Source organism: Bradyrhizobium sp. NBAIM01 (genome assembly GCF_020194115.1).
GTDB classification, from domain to species: Bacteria; Pseudomonadota; Alphaproteobacteria; order Rhizobiales; family Xanthobacteraceae; genus Bradyrhizobium; species Bradyrhizobium yuanmingense.
The window spans coordinates 1-23,644 of the sequence record NZ_JADYVU010000010.1; the positions used below are offsets into that span (position 1 = coordinate 1).

23 protein-coding genes are annotated in these 23,644 nt (G+C 65.4%); 8 read left to right on the forward strand and 15 right to left on the reverse strand.

The window, feature by feature from the left end; all coding sequences use genetic code 11:
• From I6F31_RS26915 to I6F31_RS26950, 8 genes are all read right to left on the reverse strand, one after another.
• A partial coding sequence (locus I6F31_RS26915) for a Gfo/Idh/MocA family oxidoreductase (RefSeq protein ID WP_225186386.1) occupies positions 1-1,139 on the reverse strand: 1,139 nt, incomplete at its 3' end.
• A 144-nt stretch (positions 1,140-1,283) separates the two neighbouring features.
• Complete coding sequence (locus I6F31_RS26920) at positions 1,284-2,129, reverse strand: CmcJ/NvfI family oxidoreductase (protein WP_225186387.1); 846 nt, start codon at positions 2,127-2,129, stop codon at positions 1,284-1,286.
• Positions 2,130-2,478: 349 nt separating this feature from the next.
• A complete protein-coding gene (locus I6F31_RS26925) occupies positions 2,479-3,417 on the reverse strand; it encodes an ABC transporter substrate-binding protein (protein WP_225186388.1) in 939 nt (312 codons plus the stop codon).
• Entirely contained in the window at positions 3,414-4,514 is a 1,101-nt protein-coding gene (locus I6F31_RS26930) for an LLM class flavin-dependent oxidoreductase (RefSeq protein WP_036006737.1), read from the reverse strand. The genes I6F31_RS26925 and I6F31_RS26930 overlap by 4 nt, the downstream gene beginning before the upstream one ends.
• A gap of 20 nt (positions 4,515-4,534) precedes the next feature.
• Positions 4,535-5,707: an acyl-CoA dehydrogenase family protein gene (locus I6F31_RS26935; RefSeq protein ID WP_225152274.1), complete on the reverse strand. Its 1,173-nt coding sequence runs from the start codon at positions 5,705-5,707 to the stop codon at positions 4,535-4,537.
• The gene (locus tag I6F31_RS26940; protein WP_036006715.1) at positions 5,701-6,498 is read right to left on the reverse strand and encodes an ABC transporter ATP-binding protein; all 798 of its coding nucleotides are present in this window, start codon (positions 6,496-6,498) and stop codon (positions 5,701-5,703) included. Before I6F31_RS26940 ends, I6F31_RS26935 begins: the two co-directional genes overlap by 7 nt.
• Positions 6,492-7,514: an ABC transporter permease subunit gene (locus I6F31_RS26945; RefSeq protein WP_036006713.1), complete on the reverse strand. Its 1,023-nt coding sequence runs from the start codon at positions 7,512-7,514 to the stop codon at positions 6,492-6,494. Before I6F31_RS26945 ends, I6F31_RS26940 begins: the two co-directional genes overlap by 7 nt.
• Entirely contained in the window at positions 7,492-8,592 is a 1,101-nt protein-coding gene (locus I6F31_RS26950; protein WP_036006711.1) for an ABC transporter substrate-binding protein, read from the reverse strand. The genes I6F31_RS26945 and I6F31_RS26950 overlap by 23 nt, the downstream gene beginning before the upstream one ends.
• A gap of 476 nt (positions 8,593-9,068) precedes the next feature.
• Here I6F31_RS26950 and I6F31_RS26955 point away from each other — a divergent pair, with 476 nt between their 5' ends.
• Positions 9,069-10,049, forward strand: coding sequence for an ABC transporter substrate-binding protein (locus tag I6F31_RS26955; protein WP_036006726.1), 981 nt, complete (start codon positions 9,069-9,071; stop codon positions 10,047-10,049).
• A 120-nt stretch (positions 10,050-10,169) separates the two neighbouring features.
• Here the strand turns inward: I6F31_RS26955 and I6F31_RS26960 are convergent, their stop codons facing one another.
• Positions 10,170-10,628 (reverse strand): hypothetical protein, encoded by a 459-nt coding sequence (locus tag I6F31_RS26960; RefSeq protein ID WP_225186389.1) that lies wholly within the window; start codon positions 10,626-10,628, stop codon positions 10,170-10,172.
• A gap of 341 nt (positions 10,629-10,969) precedes the next feature.
• Here I6F31_RS26960 and glgC point away from each other — a divergent pair, with 341 nt between their 5' ends.
• The 3 genes from glgC to I6F31_RS26975 are packed head-to-tail and all read left to right on the forward strand — an operon-like array spanning position 10,970 to position 13,975.
• On the forward strand, positions 10,970-12,232 hold the full coding sequence (glgC, locus tag I6F31_RS26965) for a glucose-1-phosphate adenylyltransferase (protein WP_036006706.1): 1,263 nt from the start codon (positions 10,970-10,972) through the stop codon (positions 12,230-12,232).
• Positions 12,229-13,683, forward strand: a complete 1,455-nt coding sequence (gene glgA, locus I6F31_RS26970; RefSeq protein WP_036006703.1) for a glycogen synthase GlgA — start codon at positions 12,229-12,231, stop codon at positions 13,681-13,683. Before glgC ends, glgA begins: the two co-directional genes overlap by 4 nt.
• A gap of 31 nt (positions 13,684-13,714) precedes the next feature.
• Positions 13,715-13,975, forward strand: a complete 261-nt coding sequence (locus tag I6F31_RS26975; protein ID WP_225183980.1) for a SemiSWEET transporter — start codon at positions 13,715-13,717, stop codon at positions 13,973-13,975.
• A 47-nt stretch (positions 13,976-14,022) separates the two neighbouring features.
• Here the strand turns inward: I6F31_RS26975 and I6F31_RS26980 are convergent, their stop codons facing one another.
• Complete coding sequence (locus I6F31_RS26980) at positions 14,023-14,817, reverse strand: class III extradiol ring-cleavage dioxygenase (RefSeq protein ID WP_036006697.1); 795 nt, start codon at positions 14,815-14,817, stop codon at positions 14,023-14,025.
• A 154-nt stretch (positions 14,818-14,971) separates the two neighbouring features.
• On the opposite strand from I6F31_RS26980, the gene I6F31_RS26985 reads away from it, so the two are divergent.
• Positions 14,972-15,151, forward strand: a complete 180-nt coding sequence (locus I6F31_RS26985; RefSeq protein ID WP_036006694.1) for a hypothetical protein — start codon at positions 14,972-14,974, stop codon at positions 15,149-15,151.
• A gap of 7 nt (positions 15,152-15,158) precedes the next feature.
• Here the strand turns inward: I6F31_RS26985 and I6F31_RS26990 are convergent, their stop codons facing one another.
• Positions 15,159-16,643: a carboxylesterase family protein gene (locus I6F31_RS26990; protein WP_225183988.1), complete on the reverse strand. Its 1,485-nt coding sequence runs from the start codon at positions 16,641-16,643 to the stop codon at positions 15,159-15,161.
• Between the two features lie 79 nt (positions 16,644-16,722).
• Entirely contained in the window at positions 16,723-16,971 is a 249-nt protein-coding gene (locus tag I6F31_RS26995; protein WP_036006688.1) for a hypothetical protein, read from the reverse strand.
• 191 nt (positions 16,972-17,162) lie between these two features.
• Between I6F31_RS26995 and I6F31_RS27000 the strand changes: the two genes are divergently transcribed.
• The 3 genes from I6F31_RS27000 to I6F31_RS27010 all read left to right on the forward strand — a co-directional run bounded on the left by I6F31_RS27000 (position 17,163) and on the right by I6F31_RS27010 (position 20,665).
• Positions 17,163-19,850, forward strand: a complete 2,688-nt coding sequence (locus I6F31_RS27000) for an alpha/beta hydrolase fold domain-containing protein (protein ID WP_225183979.1) — start codon at positions 17,163-17,165, stop codon at positions 19,848-19,850.
• Positions 19,851-19,987: 137 nt separating this feature from the next.
• Positions 19,988-20,260 carry a hypothetical protein gene (locus I6F31_RS27005; RefSeq protein ID WP_036006682.1) on the forward strand — a complete coding sequence of 91 codons (273 nt, stop codon included), beginning with the start codon at positions 19,988-19,990 and terminating at the stop codon, positions 20,258-20,260.
• Positions 20,261-20,344: 84 nt separating this feature from the next.
• Positions 20,345-20,665 (forward strand): hypothetical protein, encoded by a 321-nt coding sequence (locus tag I6F31_RS27010; RefSeq protein ID WP_036006679.1) that lies wholly within the window; start codon positions 20,345-20,347, stop codon positions 20,663-20,665.
• A gap of 319 nt (positions 20,666-20,984) precedes the next feature.
• Here I6F31_RS27010 and I6F31_RS27015 read toward each other — a convergent pair whose 3' ends face one another.
• From I6F31_RS27015 to I6F31_RS27025, 3 genes are all read right to left on the reverse strand, one after another.
• Positions 20,985-21,140, reverse strand: coding sequence for a hypothetical protein (locus tag I6F31_RS27015; RefSeq protein WP_167361678.1), 156 nt, complete (start codon positions 21,138-21,140; stop codon positions 20,985-20,987).
• Positions 21,141-21,243: 103 nt separating this feature from the next.
• On the reverse strand, positions 21,244-21,762 hold the full coding sequence (locus tag I6F31_RS27020; RefSeq protein ID WP_036025042.1) for a septal ring lytic transglycosylase RlpA family protein: 519 nt from the start codon (positions 21,760-21,762) through the stop codon (positions 21,244-21,246).
• A gap of 201 nt (positions 21,763-21,963) precedes the next feature.
• Complete coding sequence (locus I6F31_RS27025; protein WP_081493707.1) at positions 21,964-23,616, reverse strand: NAD-dependent malic enzyme; 1,653 nt, start codon at positions 23,614-23,616, stop codon at positions 21,964-21,966.
• Between the last annotated feature and the right edge of the window lie 28 nt (positions 23,617-23,644).

Below are 23,644 nucleotides of genomic sequence, written 5' to 3' on the forward strand. Positions count from 1 at the left end.
GCCCAATACCCTGCGTAGTTCACCTTGATCGTCTCATAGGCAAGCGCGAGGTCCGACAGAGGCTGGCGTCCGGTCGCGACGCATTCCATGAAGTCCTGGATCTCCTGCAGATAGCCGCGCGTCCATTCCTCCTCGAGGCAGACATATTGCCAGCCGGTCTTGCGATCGACCTTCTCGGTGATGTAGACGCCCGCGAGCTTCTCCTCGCTGGTCTGATAGCTCATCAGATGATTGTTCGGCGTGATGTTGGCGAACAGGGAGCCGCCGCTGGTATAGGTCTCGATCAGATTGCGCACCCCGCCCATGATCATGTCGCCGGAGAAAACCGTCGCCTTGGTGCCGTCGGAGAAGGTGGCGGTGAGTGTACCCCAGTCCTCGACGTCGACGGGATTGGCCTTGATGTAGCTGCGCTCCTCCGGCTTGAGCCCGGCGGTGACGTTGCCGACATCGCCGGTGACGCTGGCGACGCGGATGCGCTCGCCGCGCGCCCTGGCCTCGACCTGCTTCAGATACAGAACGGCCGAAAGCGGATGGCAGCCCATGCGGATCAGCGAGCCGCCGCCGGTCATCGCCCATTGCGCGGCATGCGCAGCGTGCGAGCCGGAATGGCTCTCCTCGCCCTTCATGAACAGGATCTTGTCCTTGGTCGCCCTGATGATCTCGGCGGTCTTGGTCACCGCCGGCGCGTAGATCCAGTCCTCTGCATACATGAAGAGTTTTCCGGTGCGCTCGATCGCGGCCCGCGTCCTGTCCATCTCTTCGATCACGCGCTCATACATCAGCGCCTTCGGCACGTGCTTGCCGATCGGCTGCTGATCGCCCTCGCGGCCGAAATAGCCGGCGAACGGCTTTTCGCAGATGACATGTTTGCCGGCCTGCATGGCGCCGACGATCATCTCGGCATGAAGATTGGGCGGGGTGCAGATATCGACGACGTCGAGATCGCGGTCAGCGATCAGCTCGGCGAAGCTCCGGTAAACTCGCGGGATATTGTGATGCCCGGCAAATGCGACGACCTTGTCGCCGCGCGCGGCGACCGCCGCGACCTCGACGTCAACGCCATAGACGCGCCGGAACGCATACATGTGCAGCTCCGACACGAAGCCGCAGCCGACGAGTCCCACCCTGATCCTGGCCATGGCGCCCCCTTTGCGTTGGGCGGCACTATAGCGCGCTCGTGCGCCTAATCCACCGAGACCCGCACCACGCCGGCGCTCATCATGCCGAGCGCGCGGGCGGCTGGAACCCTGCCGGGAAATGCCCGGCAGGGCCATCACACTTCGTTACTGCCGGTGGAACACCAGCGTGCGGACCTCGATGCTTTCGCGGGGCGCGGCATCGGCCGGCGTGGTCGGATCGACGAAGGCGGTGTGCGGCCCGAAGCGGGTGCGGCCGTCGGTTGCGGAATCGTAGCACTTCAGCAGCAACGCCTCGTCCGGCGTCATCTCCGGGAAATAGAACCAGCGGTGGTTCGGATTGTATTTCACCGAATAGGTCTCGCCGCGGCGGTTGGGATAGATCAGATCGGAAGCGACGAGATCGTCGGGCGCCACCGTCGTGCCGTCGGCCATGGCGAGCGGTGAATCCCGCAAGGGCCCGCGGATCGGCCGCCACAGATTGATCACCTGCACGCGCCCCTTGAGCAGCTCTTCGGCTTCATCAGGCAGATGCTCGCGGACACGGTTGGCGCCGGAGATTGCCGTCTGGTCGACATGGACGCGCGTGGCCGGCTGGCGCGGGCCGCCGTCGCGGATGTCAGGCGCGCCTTCGACACGCTTGCGCACGGTGTGGTCGAAGATGAAGACGCGGTCGGCCTTCAGCGTCGCGCGCAGAAAGGCCTCCACCGCGGGATAATAGACCGCCCTCACCTCGTCCTCGTTGTAGAAATCCTTCACCTGGGTCGGATGACGCACCAGCGCAAAGCCCTCGCGATCCAGCGAGAAGTTCTGCGCGATCAGCCGCGCATCGAAGATCGGCACCTGATGCGGCTCCGGCAGCGAAGTGCTTTTCGGCTCACCCGGCGGCGGATCGAACGCGTAGGTGCGCGGCTTGCCGTCGACTGGCGCGAGATAGTTGAGTTCGGCAGTGACGAAGGGAAGCGATTCGATTTTTGTTTCTTGCAGGCCCATGGCCGGTCTCCCGATGTGGTCGTCGGATTGATTTTTGCGGGCGTGCGGCGTGGCGCAAGAGCTGCGGTGCAAATAGCAACGGGAGTGCTGTCGGGCGGAGAGAATGCAGAAGGAATATTGCGCAGAAGGCGATTGCGCTGGAACGTGCTCGTCCCGCCTCACGGATGCTTGAATTACTCGTGAGCTCTTACACCCACAGTCGTCATTCCGAGGCGCCCGGAGGGCGAGCCCGGAATCCATCGAGCCGCAATGTCTGTCGATGAATGGATTCCGGGCTCGCGACTTCGTCGCGCCCCGGAATGACGACGGAGCCGCACCGCGCCCGGAACACGCGGCTATGCCCCTGTGCCTACAACCCCGCCTTGGCAATCGCATCCGTGAACGAGCGATCGACGATCTCGGCGGCGTCGAGCCTCTGTTTGATCAAGCCCCAGCGGAAGTAGAGGTCGATCGTCGCCTGCTCGTCGGCGACAACGCCGTCATCGATCGGCGCGATCCGGATTTTTGCGCGCGACAGCCAGTTCTGCGGGACGGCGGTGGGGATGTTCATCAGCCTGCCCCAGGTCGCGGCGTAGCTGTCGATATTGTTCAGCGACCACGCCCGCGCCGCGGTGAGGCGGCGGATGAAGTCGGTCAGCTCGGCGCGCTTGTCCCTGATCGCGTCGGGCCGCGCCACCTGGAAGCTCAGCCCCGGCGTCAGGCCTTCCGAGGTGATGATACGGCGCGATTTGAACAGCACCTCCTCCTGGCTGACATACGGCTCCCAGGTCGACCATGCATCGACCGAGCCTTGCGTGTAGGCGATCTTGGCGTCGGAGGGCGCCAGGAACGCGATCTGCACGTCACTCGCGCTCCAGCCGTTCTTCTCCAGCGCGGCGAGGATCAGCTGATGGCCGATCGAGCCGCGGCCGGTTGCGATTTTCTTGCCGCGGAGATCGGCAAAGCTCTTGATCGCGGAGTTCTCTGGCACGAGGATCGCGAGGCCCTCGCGTGTCTGCCTGATGGCGGCTATCGCCTTGACCGGCGCACCGGAGGCGGCCGCGAAGGTGAAGGGCGCGTCGCCAACGAGGCCGGTCTCGATCGCACCGGCGCTGAGCGCCTCCAGAAGCGGTGCCGCCGCCGGAAACTCCCTCCACTCGATCTTGTAGGGGACGTCCTTGAGCACGCCAGCCGCTTCCATTACGGCCTGCGCATTGCCCTTCTGGTCCCCGACGCGCAAGGTGGTTTGCGCAGCTGCGACTTCGAACGAAGCGAACAGCAGCGCGCCGGCCAACATGAGGCGGATCATTCTGCGGCCTCGCCGCGAACGGCCTGGCGCTTGGCGACCAGCTCGCGTGTCAGCGGGATCAGCTCCCGGCCGTATTCGATGCTATCGATCAGCGGATCGAAGCCGCGGATCAGGAAATGGCTGATGCCGAGATCGTAATAATCGCCGAAGACCTCCGCGACCTGCTCGGGCGTGCCGACAAGTGCGGTGGTGTTGCTATTGGCGCCGGTCAGCTTTGCGATCTCGGTCCAGAGCCGCTTGTCGATGCGGCTGCCCTGATCGGCGAGCGCGAGCAGGCGCCGTGCGCCGGCGGTGGCATGCCCGTCAGCGGGCTTGCGATAGCCGGTCTTGTCCTGGAGCGCGGTGGCGCGCGCGAGAATTTCCTCCGCCTTCTCCCAGGCCTGCTTCTCGGTCGGTGCAATGATCGGCCGCACCGACAGGCTGAAGCGCGGCGTCGGCCGCCCCTGCCGCACCGCGGCGTTGTGCACGCGCGAGGTGATATCGCGCACCTGCGCGTAGGATTCGCCCCACAGCGCAAAGGTGTCGGCATGCTTGCCAGCGACGTCGATCGCCGCATCCGAGGCGCCGCCGAAATAGACGCGGATGCCTTCGGGGCGATACGGCTTCACCTGCGAGAAGGCGTTCTCGACCTGGTAGTACCTGCCCTTGTAGCTGAACGGCTTGTCGCTGCTCCATTGCAGCTTGAGCACGTCGAGGAATTCAGAGGTGCGGGCATAGCGCTCGTCCTTGTCGTCGAGCGTGTTGCCGTCTTGCCGCAGTTCGGTGGCGTTGCCGCCGGTGATGACATGGAGCGCGACGCGGCCGCGGGAAAACTGGTCGAGCACGGCGAACTGCCGCGCCAGCAATGTCGGGGCAGTAAAGCCGGGCCGCTGCGCGATGAGCACGTTGAGCCTCTCGGTGTGATTGAGCACGTGCTGGGCGACCTGGAGCGCATCGGGCGAGGTCGAATGAAACGCCAGCAGCGCGCGGTCGAAGCCGGCATTCTCATGCGCCTTCGCCACCGTCTCGATATGGGTCGGATTGAGCACCGGTCCTTCCCGGACGACGGTCTCGGACGAATTGTTGTTGCTGATGAAGCCGATGAACTCGATCGACATGATCGTCTCCCTGTTGATCCCTAGAGGCCGAGTGCGAGGCGGCCGAGGCCGATGCGCGTGGAATCATCCTGCGGCGTGTGCACGCGGCCGCACAGCACGTCGCGATAATGCCGCTCCAGCGGATTGGCGCGGCTGAGCCCGTGGTTACCGGTCAACGACAGCGCGTCCTCGACGACGGCAACGGCGTTGTTGGTCACGGTCAGCTTGATGACGTTGGATTCACCGGCAGAGAGATCGACGCCATCGTCGAAGTCGCGGGCAGCCGTGTCGATCAAACGTGCGTTGACCGCAAGCCGCGCCTCGATGGCCCCGACGATCTCCTGCGCGCGGGCTAAGGTCGCCAGCGGCGCGCCGAGGCTGGCAGGCACGCGCTGCTTCAGGAAATTGATCAGCCAGTCGCGCGCGGCGCGGGCAACGCCGTCGTAGATCGCGGCGATGAAAACGGTGTGCACAGTCTGCTGCGTAACGTCGAGCGTGCGCCAGTCCGCCGGCTTGCGCAAATCGACCTCGGCGTCGAGCGGGACCACGACGTCGTCGAAGATGACGTCGTGGCTGCCGCTGGCGCGCAGGCCGTGATGGTCCCAGGTCTGGACGATGCGCGTGCCCGGCAGGCCCGCCGGCACCAGGAACTGGCCGACGCGCGGCTCCGCCTCGTCGGTGCGCGCCCAGAGCAGGTACCATTTCAGGATCGGCGATCCCGTCGAGTAGATCTTGTGGCCGGAGAGGCGCCAGCCGGTTTCGGTGCGCCGCGCGATCGTCGCCGGCAACCCTCCGCGCGCAGGCGAGCCGAGCTCCGGCTCCACGCGCAGGGCGTTGATGAGCGCGATGCCCTCAACACTTTCGCGCGCGAGCTTGCGCGACAGTCGCGCCGGCCAGTTCGGACTGCGCGCCATCACGAGATGATTGATGTAGTGCATCGACAGCACCAGCGCGGTCGACGGATCGGCCTTGCCGAGAATGCCGAGCACGCGCGCGGCATAGCGCGCGCCGGCACCGGCGCCGCCATGAACCGCCGGCACCGTCAGAGACAGCAAGCCTGCCTCCGAGAGCTCGCGAAAATTCTCGAAAGGAAAGCTGCCGAGCCGGTCGTGCTCGGCCGCGCGCGCCGCAAAGCTTGTGGCAAGCGTCGCTGCGCGGGCGATGTAGTCGGGCTCGCTGTGAGCCGTGCGGCCCTTGGCTATGGAGGTCACCATGTGGCATCTAACCCCAACAGCCCGAGGATCTGACGACGCAGGTCGGCCAGATACGGATCGCCGCGATGGCGCGGATACGGACGGTCGACGCGGATATCGGCCTTCACCCGCGCGGGACGATCGCTGAACACGATGACGCGGTTGGCGAGCACCAGCGCCTCCTCCGCATCATGCGTCACCAGCAGCGTGGTGAACCCCTTGCGCTGCCAGAGCGCGACGAGCTCGGCCTGCATGGTGATGCGGGTCAGCGAGTCCAGTTTCCCCAGGGGCTCATCCAGGATCAGGATCTTGGGATCGTTGACCAGCGCCCGCGCCAGCGCGACGCGCTGCGCCATGCCGCCGGAGAGCTGGTGCGGATAGGCGTTGCGGAACGGCGAAAGCCCGACGAGGTCAAGCGCGTCATCGACGCGCTGGCGCTGGCTCCTCAAAATGCCCTGGGCCTCAAGGCCCAGGGCGACGTTGTCCCAGACCGACCGCCAGGGAAACAGGGTCGGATCCTGGAACACGACGACGCGCGAGGGATGCGGGTTCCTGATGCGCTCCTCGTCCTCCCGCAGCCTTCCCGCCTTCGGCTTGTCGAGGCCGGCGATCAGCCGCAGCAAGGTCGACTTGCCGCAGCCGGACGGGCCGAGCAGCGCGACGAACTCGCCGGGCTCGACCGAGATGCTGACGTCGCTCAGCACCGGCAGCTCGGTCCCGTCGATGTCGAAGGCGTGGCTGACCTGCTCGATATCGAGCGCGGCGCCGGTGGCCGGATGCGTGACCGCTTCGGCGAGAGCTGTGGCTACCATTTGACGGTCCCCTTCTGCCAGACCAGGAGGCGATCGCGGATCGCAAACAGCAGCGTGATTGCGCCGGAGCAGAGCAGCGACATCACGATCAGCGCTGCATACATGTTGGCGTAGGCGGCCCAGCCCTGCGCCCATTGCAGGTACCAGCCGAGCCCGGCCTTAACGCCGATCATCTCGGCGACGACGAGCACGGCAAAGGACGAGCCGAGCCCCATGAACAGGCCGACGAAGACGTGCGGCAACGCGGCCGGGATCGCGACCTTCAGCACCAGGAACGAAGGCTTTGCCCCCAGCGTGCGCGCGACGTCGTAATAGGCGTTGCTGACGCTCGCGACGCCCGACCAGGTCAGCACGGTAACCGGGAAGCCCGTTGCCAGCGCGATCAGGAAGGTCGAGGCGCTCCAGCTCGACGGAAAGGTGAAGAAGGCGATCGGCAGCCAGGCGGTCGCCGGCAGTGGGCCGATGAAGCGCAGCACCGGATGCACCCAATAACCGACCGCGCGCGACCAGCCGATCGAGACGCCGGTTAGAAAGCCAATCGTGGCGCCGATCAGATAGCCGCCGAGCTGGAGCTTGATCGAGGCAAGGACGCTGTCGAGCAGCTTCGGCAGATCGTCGGTATAGACCTCGATGATCGCCTGCGGCGGCGGGAAGAACGGCAGCGGCAGCCAGGCGAATTTTGCCGTTGCAACCTCCCACACCGTCAGGAACACCCCGAGCGCGACCAGCCACGGCGCCCGCTTGTGCAGCGCCTGTCCCGCCGCTCCCAGATAGTCGGCACCGACAGTGCCGAACAGCGCGATCGCCGCGATGATGAAAGCCGCAATGCCAAGTGAATGCGTGCGCGACCAATCGCCGACATCCTGCCACCACAGGCAGGACAGGCCGAAGGCGATCCAGGCGATGCTGGCGAGAACGCCGGCGCCGGATTCTCGGACCCAGCTCGCCAGCAGCGGCACGCGCGAGGTGCGCGGCGCGCCCGAGGCAAGGCCGTCAGACAGCGAATACGTCGACATAGATGCGCTCCGCGAATTTGGCGGTGTCGGTGCTCTGCTTGAAGACCTGCACGCTCTTGAGGTCGTCGGCGTAGGCCTTGAGCTCGCGCTTCAAGATCTCGCCGACGGGATGATGATGGTGGGTGTGGTAGCGCACCATGCCCTCGATATCGGCGAGCGTCGCCGCCTTCGGCGCATAGGGCTGGAACGATTTCGCCGCGAGCGTCGCATTCTGCGCGGTGAACATCGCAGCATCGAGCAGCGCCTGGGTGATGGCGCGCGCGACTTGAGGCTCTTCGCGCACGAGCGAGCCGCGCAGGCCGAGGATGCAGCAGCTCTTCTCGCGGTACTCCCCATCGAGATTTGAGGCGACCTCCTTGTACTGTGTGTCCTTGAGCCAGAGATAGGCGAGCGGATCGGACGACAGGAACGCCTGCACCTCGCCCTTCTCCACGGCAACGTTGAGCAGATTGCCGGGATAGGCGCGCCAGTCGACGTCCTTCACCGGATCGATGCCGAGTTTGGCCAATTGGATCGAGAAGAAGTTCTTGTCGGGACCGGCGAGATCGCCGACCGCGACGATCTTGCCCTTGAGGTCGGTCAGCTTCGAGACGCCGGAATCGGTGCGCGACAGCACCCGCATGCAGCCGCCATGGGTGCCCGCGGCGATCTTGACGTCAAAACCCTGCTCCAGCGGCTTCAGCCAGCGCAGTGCCATGCCGAGACCGGCATCGCTTTTGCCTGTCGCGATGGCCTCGAGCAGCTGGTCGGTCGAGCCGGAATAGTTGACGAGCTCGACGTCGAGATTATGCTTCTTGAAGAAGCCGTGCTCGATCGCGACCGGCACCGGCGCGAGGCAGACGGCGCCGGCATTCCACGACAGCTTCAGCTTGCGCGGCGCGCCAGTGAGCGCGGGTGCGTCAGAGGCCGTGCGGCACAGCGGAAACTCGGGGAAGTCGACACCCGGCGCGATGGCGCGCGGTGCGAAGGCCTGCGCACCCAGCGCGCCGAGCGGCGCTGCGAAGGCCGCCGCAAGCCCTGCCTGAAGCAGGTGGCGCCGGTCGAGTTTCGACCCGCTGCGCTGGTTATCGTTGTTCATCGGCCTGGCTCCTGCGCTGGCACGGCTCCGCCGTGTACGCAACGGGTCGCGTTGCGCATGTTCCGTGCGGAGCTGCGTCTAAGAGAAAATTGTTCCGTCGGCGCTTGGCGCGCCGTGTTGATGCGATGCGCAAATCATGCGGCGCGTTCGCGGCATCGTCAATGAAATGGATTTTCGAATGTTGCGCGAAGGGAAGACATTCTCTCCATCCGCGCATGGGCAAGCGATGAAAGGATTTTCGCAGATGCATAGGCACGCAGGGTCAACCGCGACTCCATCGCCTGCTGCATCCCTGTGCAGCGTCTGCCGCGCACGCTGCGCATTCTCGAAAGCGCCGGCCCGCTGAAACGTCATTGCCTGAAGCACGCACAATACGGTTGGCCATTTCATTGACGGCGCACCGCGCGCTCATAGACTTGATCGTCTCGCTGCACCGTTCGCTCACGCATCGTGAGCAACGCAACAAGACGGATCCAATGAGCATCAACTCTCACGACCATTCCATCACACGCCGGCTCGCCACCTCGCTGCTCGCCGCCGCCATCACGCTATCGACCGCTGCCGCATCGCTCGCCGCCGACATTGTCGTGCTGCGCGTCGGCGACCAGAAGGGCGGCAATCGCTCGCTGCTCGAAATCTCCGGCTATGCGAAGGACCTGCCTTACAGAATCGAATGGTCGGAATTCCCCGCGGCCGCGCCGATCCTCGAAGCGCTCAATGCCGGCGCGCTCGACGTCGGCTACACCGGCGATCTCTCGTTCCTCTCGGTCTATGCCGCGGGCGCGCCGATCAAGGCGATCGGCGGCACGCGCTCGGATGCGAAGACGCAGGCTATCCTGGTGCGTCAGGATTCGCCGATCAAATCGGCGGCCGACCTCAAGGGCAAGCGGCTCGCCGGCACACGCGGCGGCTGGGGCCAGTTCCTGATCGATGCGACACTGGAGAATGCAGCGATCAAGCTGGAGGATGCGACCTTCGCGCCGCTCGGCCCGGTCGACGCCAAGATCGCGCTGCTCGCCGGCTCGATCGATGCCTGGGCGGTGTGGGAGCCCTACGTCTCGTTCGCGACGTTGAAGGACAAGGCTCGCGTCATCGCCAACGGCGAAGGGCTGACGCCGACCATCACCTTCATCGTCGCCTCCGACAACGCCATCGCCACCAAGCGCGCGGCGGTGCAGGATCTGGTGCAGCGCTTGAACAAGGCGCGACTGTGGTCGCTGGACCATGTCGCCGAATACGCCAAGAACACGGCCGAATTGACCAAGCTGCCCGAGGACGTGCTGCTGTCGGCCTACACCGCGCAGCGCACCGGCCCGATCGTGATCGACGAGAACGTGGTCAAGGAGGTGCAGGAAGCCTCCGACCGCGCGACGCGCTACGGCATCCTGCCGAAGAAGCTCGACGTCAGCAAAGCCGTCGAGCGCAGCTTCACGGCTGCGGCCGTGGGATCGAATTAGGCGACGGCGGGAGGCGCAGGCTTCGCCTCAGGCCAGGCCCATTGCATCTCGCCGCGAACCTGCTCATGCATGTTGCATGCATGAGCCTGATCGTGTGGCTGTCATTCTAGCCGCGCGGTCTCACCAGTAGCCGCGGTAGTAGGGACGGTAGACACCAAACGGGCGGTGATAAACCCGGTACGGCCGGTAATAGCCATAGCTGTAATACGGACGGTACGGCCGATAATATCGCGGATAGACCGGTGCGTAGCCGTAGCCGCCGTAATAGGCGGGGGCGTAACCATAGCCGTAGCCCGGATATCCATAGCCGTAGCCGCCATAATAGGGCCGGCCATAATAGCCGTAGCCGTAAGGAGACCCCGCGGCGATGGCGCCGCCGATGAGCGCGCCGGCTGCGAGACCGCCGAGGGCAAAGCCCCAGCCGCTGCCGCGCCAATGGACCGGTGTGACATTGTCACCGGCCGCAGCCTTCATCGTCGCAACGTTGGTCGTCATCGGGGCCGCCGTGGCCTGCCCGATCTGGGCCACCATGACCACCCCGGCCAATGAACAGGCAATCGCCGTCTTCCAGATCCTCATCGTCCTACTCCCTGTCTGACCTTTCGCTTGGAAAAAGGATCGCAGCGTCATGATCGGACATCCTTGCGCCAAGTCAAAGCATTGAATTTCAAAGCCTGGAGTTTGCGTGCACCGCACAAGACGCTTGCCTCCGTTCTGATCAACCGGTGCCCGGCGACGTCATCGCCTGTGACAGCCGCGCGACGGTGGCTGAGGCCCGATCACCCCGGCAAGGCATTAAGCTTCCCGTGCATTCGCAACCAACAACCACCTTCACGATTTACTATTCGTGCCATTACTATCGGTTCCAATGTGCGCGGCCGGGAGGCTTCTCGCGAGCGCCAGAGTTGTGGGAGGATCACATGAGTGCCGCGAGACCCGAGCCGCTTGCCCGTCAGGCGCTGGCGTTTGTCCTGGCCGGAGGACGCGGCAGCCGCCTGCTGGAGCTGACCGACCGCCGCGCCAAGCCGGCGGTCTATTTCGGCGGAAAGTCCCGCATCATCGATTTCGCGCTGTCGAACGCGGTGAACTCCGGCATCCGCCGTATCGCGGTGGCGACCCAATACAAGGCGCACAGCCTGATCCGGCACCTTCAGATGGGCTGGAACTTCTTCCGCCCCGAACGCAACGAGAGTTTTGACATCCTGCCCGCCAGCCAGCGCGTCTCCGAGAGCATGTGGTATGTCGGCACGGCGGACGCGGTGTACCAGAACATCGACATCATCGAATCCCACGCCTGCCGCTTCATCGTCGTGCTGGCCGGAGACCACATCTACAAAATGGACTACGAGGTGATGCTGCGCCAGCACGTCGAGAGCGGCGCCGACGTCACCGTCGGCTGCCTGGAAATGCCGCGGACCGAATCTTCCGGTTTCGGCATCATGCATATCGACGAGAACGGCTGGATCCAGGAGTTCCTGGAGAAGCCGAAGGATCCGCCGCCGATGCCGGGCAAGCCGGACGTCTCGCTCGCCAGCATGGGCATCTACGTGTTCGACGCGAAATTCCTGTTCGACCAGCTCAAGCGCGATGCCGAGGACCCGAACTCGAACCACGATTTCGGCAAGGACATCATTCCCTACCTGGTCAAGAACGGCCGCGCGATGGCGCACCAGTACTCGACCTCCTGCGTCCGCTCGGGCAGCGACACTCGCGCCTATTGGCGCGACGTCGGCACGGTCGACGCCTATTGGGCCGCCAATATCGACCTTACCGACGTGGTGCCCGAGCTCGACCTGTTCGACCGCGCCTGGCCGATCTGGTCCTATGCTGAGATCACGCCGCCGGCGAAATTCGTCCATGACGAGGAGAGCCGGCGCGGCCAGGCGGTGAGTTCGCTGGTCTCCGGCGGCTGCATCATCTCCGGCGCCTCGCTGCGCCGCTCGCTGCTGTTCACCGGCGTGCGCATCAACTCCTACGCCAATGTCGAGAATGCCGTGATCATGCCTTACGTGAGTGTCGGCCGCGGCGCCCGCTTGAGGAACGTCGTGATCGACCGCGGCGTCGAGATCCCGGAAGGGCTCGTCGTCGGCGAGGATCCCGAGTTCGACGGAAAGCGCTTCCGCACCACCGAGCAGGGCATCTCGCTGATCACCCAGCCGATGATCGACAGGCTCAATACATGACGCCTGTTCGCGTCCTCGCGGTCGCCTCTGAAGTCTATCCCCTCGTCAAGACCGGCGGCCTCGCAGATGTTGCGGGCGCGCTGCCGGTTGCGCTGAAGGCGCATGGCGTCGAGATGCGCACCTTGCTGCCGGGCTATCCCGACGTGATGCGCCTTTTGTCCGGCACAGAGGAACTGCGGCGCTGGCCCGATTATTTCGGCGGTCCCGGCCGGCTGCTGGCGGGTTCGCATGCCGGGCTCGATCTGTTCGTGCTGGACGTGCCGCATCTCTATGCGCGGCCAGGCAACCCCTATGTCACCACTGACGGCGTCGACTGGGCAGACAACGGCGTGCGCTTCGCCGCGCTGTCGCGCGTGGCGGCCGATATCGGCCACGGCCTCGTGCCGGCCTTCGTGCCCGATGTCGTGCACGCCCACGATTGGCAGGCGGGGCTCGCGCCGGCCTATCTGCACTACGACAATCGTCCACGGCCCGGCACCGTGATGACCATCCACAACATGGCCTACCAGGGCAAGTTCGCCCCTGAGCTGATCGGATCGATCGGCCTGCCCTGGCATGCCTTCAACGTCAACGAACTGGAATATTTCGGCGGCATCAGCTTCTTGAAGGCCGGCTTGAGCCTTGCCGATCGTATCACCACGGTATCGCCGACCTACGCGAAGGAAATCCAGAGCGACGAAGGCGGCATGGGCCTCGGCGGCCTGCTTCGTGAACGATCCAACGTGCTGAGCGGCATCCTCAACGGCATCGACACCGAGGTCTGGAATCCGCAAACCGATCCGCACATCGCCTACCGCTTCGGCGCGGAAGACCTGACCTTCCGGGCCGCGAACAAGGCGGTGCTGCAGCAGCAGTTCAATCTCGATTCCTCGGACGAAGCGCCACTGCTCGGCGTCATCAGCCGGCTGTCGTGGCAGAAGGGGCTCGATCTCCTGATGGAGGCCATCCCGACCATCCTGCGCGAAGGCATGCAGCTCGCGCTGCTCGGCAGCGGCGACCGCGATCTGCAGGATGGCTACCAGGCCGCGGCCCGCGCCAATCCGGGCCGGATCGGCGTCGTGATCGGCTATGACGAGATTCTCGCGCATTTGATCCAGGCCGGCTCGGACGCGCTGATTGTGCCGTCCCGCTTCGAGCCGTGCGGCCTAACCCAGCTCTGCGCGCTGCGCTATGGCGCCGTGCCGATCGTCTCGCGCGTCGGCGGCCTCGAAGACACCATCGTCGATATCGGCGAGGCCGACGCGTCCGGCCACGATGCCACCGGCTTCAAATTCGCCCCCGTGACGGCGGATGCCCTCGCCGGCACGCTGCGCAAGGCCAACACCGCCTTCCACGACAAGCTGACCTGGCGCCGCCTGCAACGCAGCGGCCTTGCGACCGACGTCTCCTGGCGCAACCGCGCCGGCGACTATGCCGCGCTGTACCGCAGCCTCATGGCGGCGCGCGCGTGAGGCAGAGCCGAATCCATGCTATAGAGCCGACATGGACCCCTTCGCGATCAAGCTGCTCGGCTTTGCCGCCGCCACCTGCACCACCGTCGCCTACGCGCCGCAGTTCATCAAGGTCTGGAAGACCCGCTCGGCGCGCGACATTTCTCTCGGCATGTTTCTGGTCATGATGCTGGGCCTCGCGCTCTGGCTCATCTACGGCCTGCTTTCAGGCGATGCCCCCCTGGTCGCGGCGAACGCCGTCACCATGGTTCTCGCCGGCGGCATTCTGGTGATGAAGCTGAGATATGGGTGAGGCTTTCTTCGCCTCTCCCCGCTTGCGGGACGACGGAGAAGAGATCATTACCCAAACACATACGAGGCCATCGCCACATGCGCGACCTCGTCGACGAAGACGCGCCGTCCGACGTCGCTTCCCGCAGCACCGGCCGCCACCATCAGCGGCAGCAGATGATCCTCGCGCGGATGCGCAAGGCGTGCGCTCGGCGCGTTCTCCCAATCGACCAGCATGGCATTGCGGCGCGCCGCATCGGGGTTGCTGATCGCCTCGTTCAGATAGGCCTCGAAATCATACGAGACGGGCTTGGACTCCGGACGGTTGAAGCCGCGCATGTTGTGATAGGTCAGGCCGCTGCCGACGATCAGGATGCCTTCGTCGCGCAAGGATGCGATCGCCTGCCCCACCTTGACGTGCTCGGCCGCGTCATAGCTGGACTTCAGCGACAGCAGCACGATCGGCATGTCGGCATTCGGATACATCAGCCCGAGCGGAACGAACGTGCCGTGATCGAAACCCTGGTCGGGATCTTCGCGGCAATCGAGGCCGGCATGCGTGAGCAGCGCCTTCACTTGCGCGGCAAGCTCGGGCTTGCCCGGCGCCGGATATTTGATGTGGTAGGTATGCTCGGGGAAACCGTAATAATCGTAGACCATCGGTGGATGCGGCGAGGTCGACACCGTGAAGGCGTCGGCTTCCCAATGCCCGGTGATGACCAGCACGGCCTTCGGCCTCTCGGGCAGAAGCTGCGGCAAGTTCGCGAACGCCTCGGCGGTCTTGGCATATTGCACCCGCCTGTCCTCCATGAAGGGCCAGGGGCCGCCGCCATGCGACAGGAACAGGGTCGGAAGTCGCGTCATCGGCTCGTCTCGTTGACAACAGGCACGTGCGAGCGGTCCGCACGATCGGCGATGAGCATAGGCAAAGCGGCATGGTTAGCAAGTCGTTAACGATTTGCCGCCCAGAATCCCCGCTGGGCCGAAGCAGTCGGCCTGAAGACAAGTGAGACGTACGATGAGGAAGTTTGCGCTGGGGGACGTCGTCAACAGTGACAAGGGCCGCCGCGGTGTCGTCCGCGCCGCCTTCAAGTCGCGGGATGGCCAGCAGTTCTATGCCGTCGAGAAGGACGGCGCGATGGATTATCTGGAGGAAGACCGGCTCAGCCCGGCGCCGCGCGTCGAGCTCGCGGCTTAAATCCGCTTCATCTCCTGCCCTCATTTGCGAGCCGGTCGAGACGATCCGCGATCGGATCGTCGCCGCTCGCGATGCCGTCGTTCGTGATCAGCAGCAGGCGATCGCCGCTGGCTGCGTCCCAGCGTGGCAGGTCGGGACCATGTAGGTCGGGACCATTGGGATCGCCACTTCGGGCGAAGTTTGTCCAATAGGCGCGCATGCGGCCTGCGACCTCGCGGTCGCGCCGCGACAGGATGCCCGCACCGGGCACGCCTTCCGCACCGAAGATGAACTGCAGCTCGCGCCCGTGGCCGACGTCCGGATTGGCGCGCCTGGCCTCCGGCACATAGGCGAAGCGGTAGCGAAAGGTCGGCGCGCCGCCTGCCGCGTGCAGACGTGCCAGCAGCCGCACCGGCTCGGAAAAGACCTTGTCGGTGTAAATTCTTGCCGCGAGATCCGAAGGACTGGCGAGATCGGGATAGAGCTTGCGCAATTCGCCGTCGCCCGCGCCCGGCGGCGCAAGCTCCCCCTTGATCGCGGTCTCGTTCTCCAGGCCGGTCTCGTCCTCGTTCGAGCCGATGATTAGGGGAATGCGGCTCTGGCGTCCGGCCGCAAAGCCCGCGGCGAGGTCCTCGGTCGCGAGACGTCCATCCATCATCGGTGCAAAGCTGTGCGGCGATGTCTCCAGCAATTGTTTCTCGGCGGCCAGCAGGCGCCGCGGCTCGACCGCGCGCAGATCCGTCTTCGGCGAAAGCGCGGCCACGAAGAGCCGGCCGATGGCCTCCGCCTCTTCCGCCGAACGCAGGCGCGCGCGGCCGGGCACCGATTGCAGAATGGCCTTGTGGAACAGATTGCGCGCTTGCGCGGACAGCATCAGCAGTGCAATCGATGTCGCGCCTGCATCGCTGCCGAACAGCGTGACGTTATCAGGATCGCCGCCGAAGGCCGCGATGTTGTCGTGCACCCAGTGCAGCGCGGCGATCTGGTCCATCAGGCCGAAATTGCCGGAGCCGGCGTCCGACAGCGCGGGATGCGAGAGCCAGCCGAGCACGCCGAGGCGATAATTCACGGTGACCACGATGAGGCCCGCCTGCGCCAGCTTGGCGCCAACGAACAGCGCATCGTTCGCGGTGCCCGTGACGAACGCGCCGCCATGGATGAACACCATCACCGGCAACGGGCCGTCGACCCCGAAAGGACGAAACACGTTCAGCGTCAGGCAATCCTCGCTCGCCGCCGGCAGCGCCGGCTGAAGGCACGGCGCGCCGTAATCGTAGGCGGTGCGCATCTCCGAGCTTTCGGTCGTCGGCTGCGGCGGTTGCCAGCGCAACGCGCCGAGCGGCGGCGCCGCGTAAGCCAGCCCCTTGAACGAGGCCACCTCGCCTTCCACGGCACCGAGCATCTGCCCTTCACGGGTCAGCGCGAATGGAAACTGCCCGACCGGCTGGGCGACGGCCGAGCCGGCGCCACACAAGACTGCAATAGCCGCAACGAATGCAAGCAGGGCCCGCATCTTCGCAACGATCTCGATGAAGGGTTTTGGCAGGTTATGTCCGAAGCCGTCGGCGAGGCAACCCTCGCGCGCCTTGAGCCTAACCGCCTTTGCCAATCAGCTCCGCGAGCGCGTGGCGCGCGACGATGCCGAGCTCGCCGAGCGTGGAGTGTCCCGCCCGCGCCGCCTCGATCAGGCGCTCGGCGATGAACCTGCGGCTGTCGTGATCGCCGCCATGCGGCAGTTGCCGGCACGTCTGCTCGAGGACGACGTCCATGTTCGCTTTGGTGCGTTCACTCAACTCTGTCATGACGCCCGGGCGGTACGCGTGGCTTGTAAGCGCAAGCATACACAGAAGGACGATGGCTGATTACCCCGGGCGATCACGGCCATTGTGCATCGCGGTGCGTGTGGTGCCGCAAGATTCGCGCGGTCACGAAGCCGCCGCAAACGACCACCCTAAGATTGCACTTGCTCTAATGACAAGCTGAGCCTGCGGCGATAGCCTGCCGCCAAAACAAGACATCCGGGAGGAATACCATGCCTGACGCAATGGTTGCCACACGTGCCTCCGATGGGCGCGGAACCGCTCAGCAGGTCGATGTTGCCGTGGTCGGCGCCGGATTTGCCGGCCTCTACCTTCTCCATCGCCTGCGCAAGACGGGGTTCTCGGCAGTCGGGCTCGACGAGGCCGGCGATGTCGGCGGCACCTGGTATTGGAACCGCTATCCTGGCGCGCGCTGCGACATCCAGACCATCGACTACAGCTACACGTTCGATCCGGAGCTCGAGACCGCCTGGACCTGGTCGGAGAAATACGCGACCCAGCCCGAGATCCTGCGTTACCTCGGCTTCGTCGCCGATCGCTACGATCTGCGCCGCGATATCCGTTTCAAGACCAAGGTCACCGAAGCCAGATGGGACGAAGCGTCCGGGCGCTGGCTCATCACCACGGACAATGGGCCACCCGTCTCCTGCCGCCATTACATCATGGCGACCGGTTGCCTCTCCGCGCCAAAGCCGCCGGAGATCGACGGCGTCAAGGACTTCAAGGGCGAGGTCTATTTCACCGGGCGCTGGCCGCATGACGGCGTCGATCTCACCGGAAAACGCGTCGCCGTGATCGGCACGGGCTCCTCGGCGATCCAGTCGATCCCTGTGATCGCCGAGCAGGCTGCGCATCTGACGGTGTTCCAGCGCACACCGAATTTCGCGTTGCCGGCGCACAACGGCCCTGCGCCCGCGGACCGCATGAGCCTGTTGCAGAGCGACCGCGCGGCCTATCGCGAGCAGGCGCGGCAGTCGATGGCCGGCGTGCCCTATCCGCAGCAGACGGTCGTGAGCTGGCAGCTCAGCGATGCCGAGCGCCGCGAGCGGTTCGAGCGCGCCTGGGCCGCCGGCGACCTCGTCCACATCCTGACGCAGCTCTGGGCCGACCAGGCCGTCGACGTCGACGGCAACAAGATCGTCCAGGATCTGATCCGCGAGAAGATCCGCGCCGCCGTCAACGATCCTGAGACCGCCGCGGCGCTGATGCCGGACGACCATCCGTTCGGCGCAAAGCGCCCCTGCCTCGAGACCAATTATTACGCAACCTACAACCGGCCGAACGTCACGCTGGTCAATCTGCGCAAGGAGCCGATCAAGGCGATCACCGCGAGCGGCATTTCCACGAACGGCCGCAGCTTCGACGTCGACGTCATCGTCTTCGCAACCGGCTTCGACGCCATGACCGGCGCGATCCGTGCCGTGCATCCGATCACCGGGCGCGGTGGCAAGTCGCTGTCCGATGTCTGGGCGCAGGGGCCGCAGACCTATCTCGGCCTCACGGTCGAGGGCTTCCCGAACTTCTTCATGATCACCGGACCCGGAAGCCCGTCGGTGCTGTCGAACATGGCGGTGTCGATCGAGCAGCATGTCGACTGGGTGGTCGATCGCCTTGCGTCGCTGCGCGATGCCGGCTTCACCACGATCGAGCCGACCGAGACGGCGCAGGCCGGCTGGAACAGGCACATGGCCGACTGCTCGATGCTGACGCTGCACCGGCTCGCCAACACCTGGTACACCGGCGCCAACGTGCCCGGCAAGGTGCAGGGGCTGATGCCCTATACCGGCGGCGTCGGCCCTTATCGCAGCATCTGCGACGAGGTGGTCAGCCGCGGCATGCTCGGCTTCAAGCTCACCGGCCCCGATGGCGCCGTCCAATGCAACGACGGCGAGGTGGTGCGCCTGCAGCCGGACGTGCGGCTGGTGCTGAACCTGCTCGCCTCGCTCAACCTGCCGCCGATCGAGTCGATGGGCGCGCTCGGCGCCCGCGCCTTCGTCAACGAGTTCAACAAGGGCCGCCCCGCGGGTCGGCCGATCGGCGAGATCGTCGACGGCACCCTGCCCGTCGCCGACGGCGCGCTGCCCTACCGCGTCTACAAGCCGGCGACGCCGGGACCGCACCCGGTCGTGGTCTATTTCCATGGCGGCGGCTGGGTGCTCGGCGACGAGCAATCGGACGAGCCGTTCTGCCGCGACATGGTGCGGCGGACCGGCATGATGTTCGTCAGCGTCGGCTATCGTCACGCACCGGAGCATCGCTTCCCGACCGCCGCCGAAGACGGCTATGCGGCCACGCGCTGGATCGCCGAGCACGCCGCCGAGCTCGGCGGCAGGCCGGGCCCGGTGCTGGTCGCCGGCTGGAGCGCCGGCGGCAACATTGCGGCCGTCACCTGCCAGCTCGCGCGCGACCGCGGCGGGCCCTCGATCGCCGGCCAGCTTCTGGTCTGCCCGGTCACCGACTGCAGCTTCGATCGGCCCTCCTACAACGAAAACGGGACCGCCTACTTCCTGACGCGCTCTCTGATGTACTGGTTCTGGGACCTCTATTGCTCGCCGGCGGACCGCACCGACCCGCGGGTCGCCCCGCTGCGCGGCAAGGTTGCCGGCCTGCCGCCGGCCCTCGTGGTCACCTGCGAGTTCGATCCGCTGCGCGACGAGGGCATCGCCTATGCCGAGGCAATGGCCGCAGCGGGCGTGCCGGTCGAGCAATTGAAGGCGCGCGGCCACTTCCACTCGTCCTTTGCGATGGTGGACGTGGTGATCACAGGCGTGTCGGGACGGGTGCAGATGGCGGAGGCCTTGCGGCGCTTCGCCGGACTGCCGCCCAAGGTCGGCAGCAGTGACGGTCAAGGAGATGGTCACCCCAGCCCGCGGCACGAGATCGCGGCGGCGGCGAGCTGACTCAGCCACGAGGCGGCCGGGAACCTTTTCCCGGCTGCCGCGTTGGCTGACCTGTGGCATTGAGATGCAGCGACAGATGTATGGGCCCCGGCACGCGAGCACGTGTGCTGGGGTCGTGTTTTGCGTGAGGCAGGGCGATGGGGGACGTGGTCGGGGATTCAAAGGTCAATTTCGGCGCGCTTGCGGTGCTGCATAAATGGCCATCACTTGCCAATCAGCGCCAGCCTGACCGGGAGCCCTACCAGCTCATCGAAGGCACGCTCGACGATTGCATCTCGGCTTTCATGCAGAAACCGGCGACGACCCGGCACCTCTACGAGATCCGCACCGTAGCGCAGCCGCCGCTCGTCACCGAGATCCTCTCCCCCGAACACGTCCTCGAGCTGTCGCGCTTGAGAGAATTTCTCTGACGCCCTTCACAAGCGTGCGAGCAGGAACCTTCTTCCGGTTCTTCCCGTTGTCAGGGATCAAAGCAATGACGTGAGCGCCTCGAGATGTTTGACGCCGGCGTATCATCACCGATCGTGCCTTACGGAGCGGACCAGACCCTGTTCGTGGTGGTTGATCGCCGTGACGAGGCGACCGAAATCCGCATCGAGCGCAGCGATCTCGACACCACGATCGGCGAGCTCGTCGCCGGCTGCTTCAATGACCCGATCAAGGTGATCTCGTTCAACACGCTCGAGCACTGGATGAAGGATATCTCGTGCGACGTCGCCGGCGAGATCCGCGCACGCTGCGACATCTATGGAATAGAGCTCCCCGATTATCTCAGCGACTTCATCGAAAGCCATTCCCAAAGCGCGATGAAATGAAGCTCACTTGCCGAAAAGGACGGAGGTGCGCTCCCTCCCTGCTTGCGGGAATGACTATCGCATTTGGGAGTTTTTCTCTGCGGCCATCCTTCGAGACGCCCGCTTTGGGCGGGCTCCTCAGGATGAGGGCGGAGTGCGCGGCAGCAGTTCCAACGAGCACTGATGCTGATTAGCCTCATCCTGAGGAGGCGCGTCAGCGCCGTCTCGAAGGACGAGGCGTGCGCGCAGGCCGCCGCCACAAGTCATATCCGATAGCCCTGCGCTTGCGGGAGAGGGAGTGCACCTCCCTTGTAGCAATCGAACCTGATCGCATCGTGCTTTAGTTGCGGCGGCGTTTGCCGGCGATGACCTCGATCTCGCGGCGGCGTTCGCCCGCGAAGGTCAGCAGCTTTTCGATCGTCAGCGTATCCGTGATCCGTTTGGCGAGCCGCTCGGCACGCGCAGCCTGATCTTCGAGATGCTGGATCGTGTTCAAGCGTCGCCTCCCCCAAAGCCCCGAATTGTGCGGACAGCCATGGTGCTTGAGAAGCCGCTAACAGCCGGTTAAGCGCGCCCGCACGGTCGCGACGCGTGGCGCCCTATTGCACGACTTCAAGCCTGACATTGGTAATGCCCTTGTCGACCATGCCGAGCGCCTCGGCGGCCGACGGCGAGATGTCGACCACGCGTCCGCGCACGAAGGGCCCGCGATCGTTGACCCTGACCGTAACGAAACGGCCGGAGGAGGTCTCGGTAACGCGCAGCTTGGTGCCGAACGGCAGGGTGGGATGCGCCGCGGTCAATTCGTTCCTGTCGAACTTCTCGCCGCTCGCGGTCTGCGTATCCGAATAGAAGCTGGCGATGCCGTGCGAAGCGGTTTGCTTTGCGTCGCGGGCGGGGACGCGCGCCCGGCTGATCGGGCGTGGATGCAGCGCCGCCACCCGGTGCGGGCGCTCGACCGCGGCTTGCCGGGTCGTTCCGGCGAGATCGGCTTTCTGACGGCCGACCGGCGATTGCGAGCAGGCAGCGAGCGATGCGGCGCCCAAGACCGCGAGCAATAACCGGCTCGAGCTCGCCAGCGACATCCGGGCAGTTTCGGCACTTGCAATGCGAGACATGATGCGCCCTCCGAACAACCCCAAGTTTCGGTGGGCAATGAGGGCAGAACCTTGTCGGAACAAAAGCGGCTCTGGGGCCGCCTTCGTTTCGCGCCAGCTGTGGCGATTCCACCACAGTGACCTGTTCAGAATCGGGACAGATCGGTGAAGGATGCAGCCCGATACGGCCCGCGAGCCGCGCGTTTCGGCGCGGCCCCATCCCTAGTACTTCGGCTCGTACATCTGCGACTGGACCAGAGCCTTCACGTCGTTGGGCGCGGGTCCGTCGGCGAGCGCGCGTTGATAGGCCACATCCGCAACCGCCGCCGCGATGCGCACGGAGACCTCGCGGATGCGCGGCAGTGCCGGATAGAGGCTGCCCTGAGCGAGGTCCTCCTTGCCGACGCAATCGGCGAGCGCGTGGGCCGCCGCCATGAACATCTCGTCGGTCACGAGGCGCGAGCGGCTGGCGATGACGCCGAGGCCGACGCCCGGGAAGATGTAGGAATTGTTGCCCTGGCGCGGCACGAAGCTGCGGCCGTTGAGCTTGACCGGATCATACGGACTGCCGCAGGCGAACAGCGCGCGTCCCTCCGTGTAGCGATAGGCATCCTCCGCCGAGCACTCGGCTTTCGAGGTGGGGTTGGAGAGCGCGAACACGATCGGCTGCTCGTTGAGCTCGGCCATCGCCTTGAGCACGTCGGGCGTGAAGGCGCCGCCGACCGCGGCGACGCCGATGATCGCCGTCGGCTTCAGCGTCTTGATGGCGGTGAGGAAGTCGGCGATCGGCGCCTGACTGGCATGGGCATAGCGGAGCTTATGGCCAGAAAGGCCTTCACGGCCGCTGACGACGAGACCGCGGGAATCCACCAGCCAGTTGCGGCGAAGCGCGTCCGCCTCGGACGCGCCTTCCGCCATCATGGCGGAGACCACGAGGTCGGCGATGCCGGTCGCCGCCTCGCCCGCGCCGAGGAACAGGATCTTCTGATCCTTCAGCTTGCCGCCGGAGATGCGCAGAGCCGAGAACAGGCCGGCGAGCGCCACCGCCGCGGTGCCCTGGATGTCGTCGTTGAAGACGCAAGCCTCGTCGCGATATTTGTGCAGCAGCTTGAACGCCGAATGATTGGCGAAGTCCTCGAACTGGATCAGCACGCCCGGGAACGTCTTGCGCGCGGCTTGCATGAACTCGTCGACGAAGCTGTCATAGGCCTCGCCCGTCAACCGCCGCTCGCGCAGGCCGAGATAATAGGGATCGTTCAACAGCTCTTCGTTGTTGGTGCCGACATCGAGCACGATCGGCAAGCACGCTTCCGGATGCACGCCGGCGCAGGCCGAATAGAGCGATAGCTTGCCGACCGGGATGCCCATCCCGTTGGCACCGAGATCGCCAAGTCCCAAAATGCGCTCGCCGTCGGTGACGACGATCAGCCTGGCCTGGTAGGGCCAGTTCTTCAGGATCTCCGCGATCTGGCCGCGGTCGCGCGAGGAGATGAACATGCCACGCGGCCGCTGGAAGATCAGGCCGTATTTCTGGCAGGCAAGCCCGACCGTCGGGGTGTAGATGATCGGCTGGATCTCGTCGATATTGTCGACGACGACGCGGAAGAACAGCGCCTCGTTGCGGTCATGCAGCGCGTTCAGGGCAACATATTTTTCCAGGTCCGTCGGCAGCGTGCGCAGATTGGTGAGCACGCGCTGAGCCTGGGTCTCCATCGTCAGCACGCAGGGCGGCAACAGGCCGCGCAAGCCGAGTGCGGCGCGCTCTGCTTCCGTGAAGGCCGTGCCCTTGTTGAGCAGGGGGTCGCGCAGCAGCGTCATGCCGTGCGCGGTGTCGGATGATGTCGAATGGGCGCTGACCCGAGCAGGTCTATTCACGATTCCCCCAAGGAGTTTCTTATTGAAC

Coding starts and splice junctions, on each gene's coding strand:
- I6F31_RS27005 (WP_036006682.1), top strand. CDS start 19,988: ATGGGGGACGTGGTCGGGGATTCAAAGGTCAATTTCGGCGCGCTTGCG.
- I6F31_RS26940 (WP_036006715.1), bottom strand. CDS start 6,498: ATGGTAGCCACAGCTCTCGCCGAAGCGGTCACGCATCCGGCCACCGGC.
- I6F31_RS26980 (WP_036006697.1), bottom strand. CDS start 14,817: ATGACGCGACTTCCGACCCTGTTCCTGTCGCATGGCGGCGGCCCCTGG.
- glgA (WP_036006703.1), top strand. CDS start 12,229: ATGACGCCTGTTCGCGTCCTCGCGGTCGCCTCTGAAGTCTATCCCCTC.
- I6F31_RS27020 (WP_036025042.1), bottom strand. CDS start 21,762: ATGTCTCGCATTGCAAGTGCCGAAACTGCCCGGATGTCGCTGGCGAGC.
- I6F31_RS26985 (WP_036006694.1), top strand. CDS start 14,972: ATGAGGAAGTTTGCGCTGGGGGACGTCGTCAACAGTGACAAGGGCCGC.
- I6F31_RS26930 (WP_036006737.1), bottom strand. CDS start 4,514: ATGTCGATCGAGTTCATCGGCTTCATCAGCAACAACAATTCGTCCGAG.
- I6F31_RS27000 (WP_225183979.1), top strand. CDS start 17,163: ATGCCTGACGCAATGGTTGCCACACGTGCCTCCGATGGGCGCGGAACC.
- I6F31_RS26945 (WP_036006713.1), bottom strand. CDS start 7,514: ATGTCGACGTATTCGCTGTCTGACGGCCTTGCCTCGGGCGCGCCGCGC.
- I6F31_RS26975 (WP_225183980.1), top strand. CDS start 13,715: ATGGACCCCTTCGCGATCAAGCTGCTCGGCTTTGCCGCCGCCACCTGC.
- I6F31_RS26960 (WP_225186389.1), bottom strand. CDS start 10,628: ATGAGGATCTGGAAGACGGCGATTGCCTGTTCATTGGCCGGGGTGGTC.
- I6F31_RS26990 (WP_225183988.1), bottom strand. CDS start 16,643: ATGCGGGCCCTGCTTGCATTCGTTGCGGCTATTGCAGTCTTGTGTGGC.
- I6F31_RS27010 (WP_036006679.1), top strand. CDS start 20,345: ATGTTTGACGCCGGCGTATCATCACCGATCGTGCCTTACGGAGCGGAC.
- glgC (WP_036006706.1), top strand. CDS start 10,970: ATGAGTGCCGCGAGACCCGAGCCGCTTGCCCGTCAGGCGCTGGCGTTT.
- I6F31_RS26935 (WP_225152274.1), bottom strand. CDS start 5,707: ATGGTGACCTCCATAGCCAAGGGCCGCACGGCTCACAGCGAGCCCGAC.
- I6F31_RS26995 (WP_036006688.1), bottom strand. CDS start 16,971: ATGCTTGCGCTTACAAGCCACGCGTACCGCCCGGGCGTCATGACAGAG.
- I6F31_RS26955 (WP_036006726.1), top strand. CDS start 9,069: ATGAGCATCAACTCTCACGACCATTCCATCACACGCCGGCTCGCCACC.
- I6F31_RS26925 (WP_225186388.1), bottom strand. CDS start 3,417: ATGATCCGCCTCATGTTGGCCGGCGCGCTGCTGTTCGCTTCGTTCGAA.
- I6F31_RS26950 (WP_036006711.1), bottom strand. CDS start 8,592: ATGAACAACGATAACCAGCGCAGCGGGTCGAAACTCGACCGGCGCCAC.
- I6F31_RS26920 (WP_225186387.1), bottom strand. CDS start 2,129: ATGGGCCTGCAAGAAACAAAAATCGAATCGCTTCCCTTCGTCACTGCC.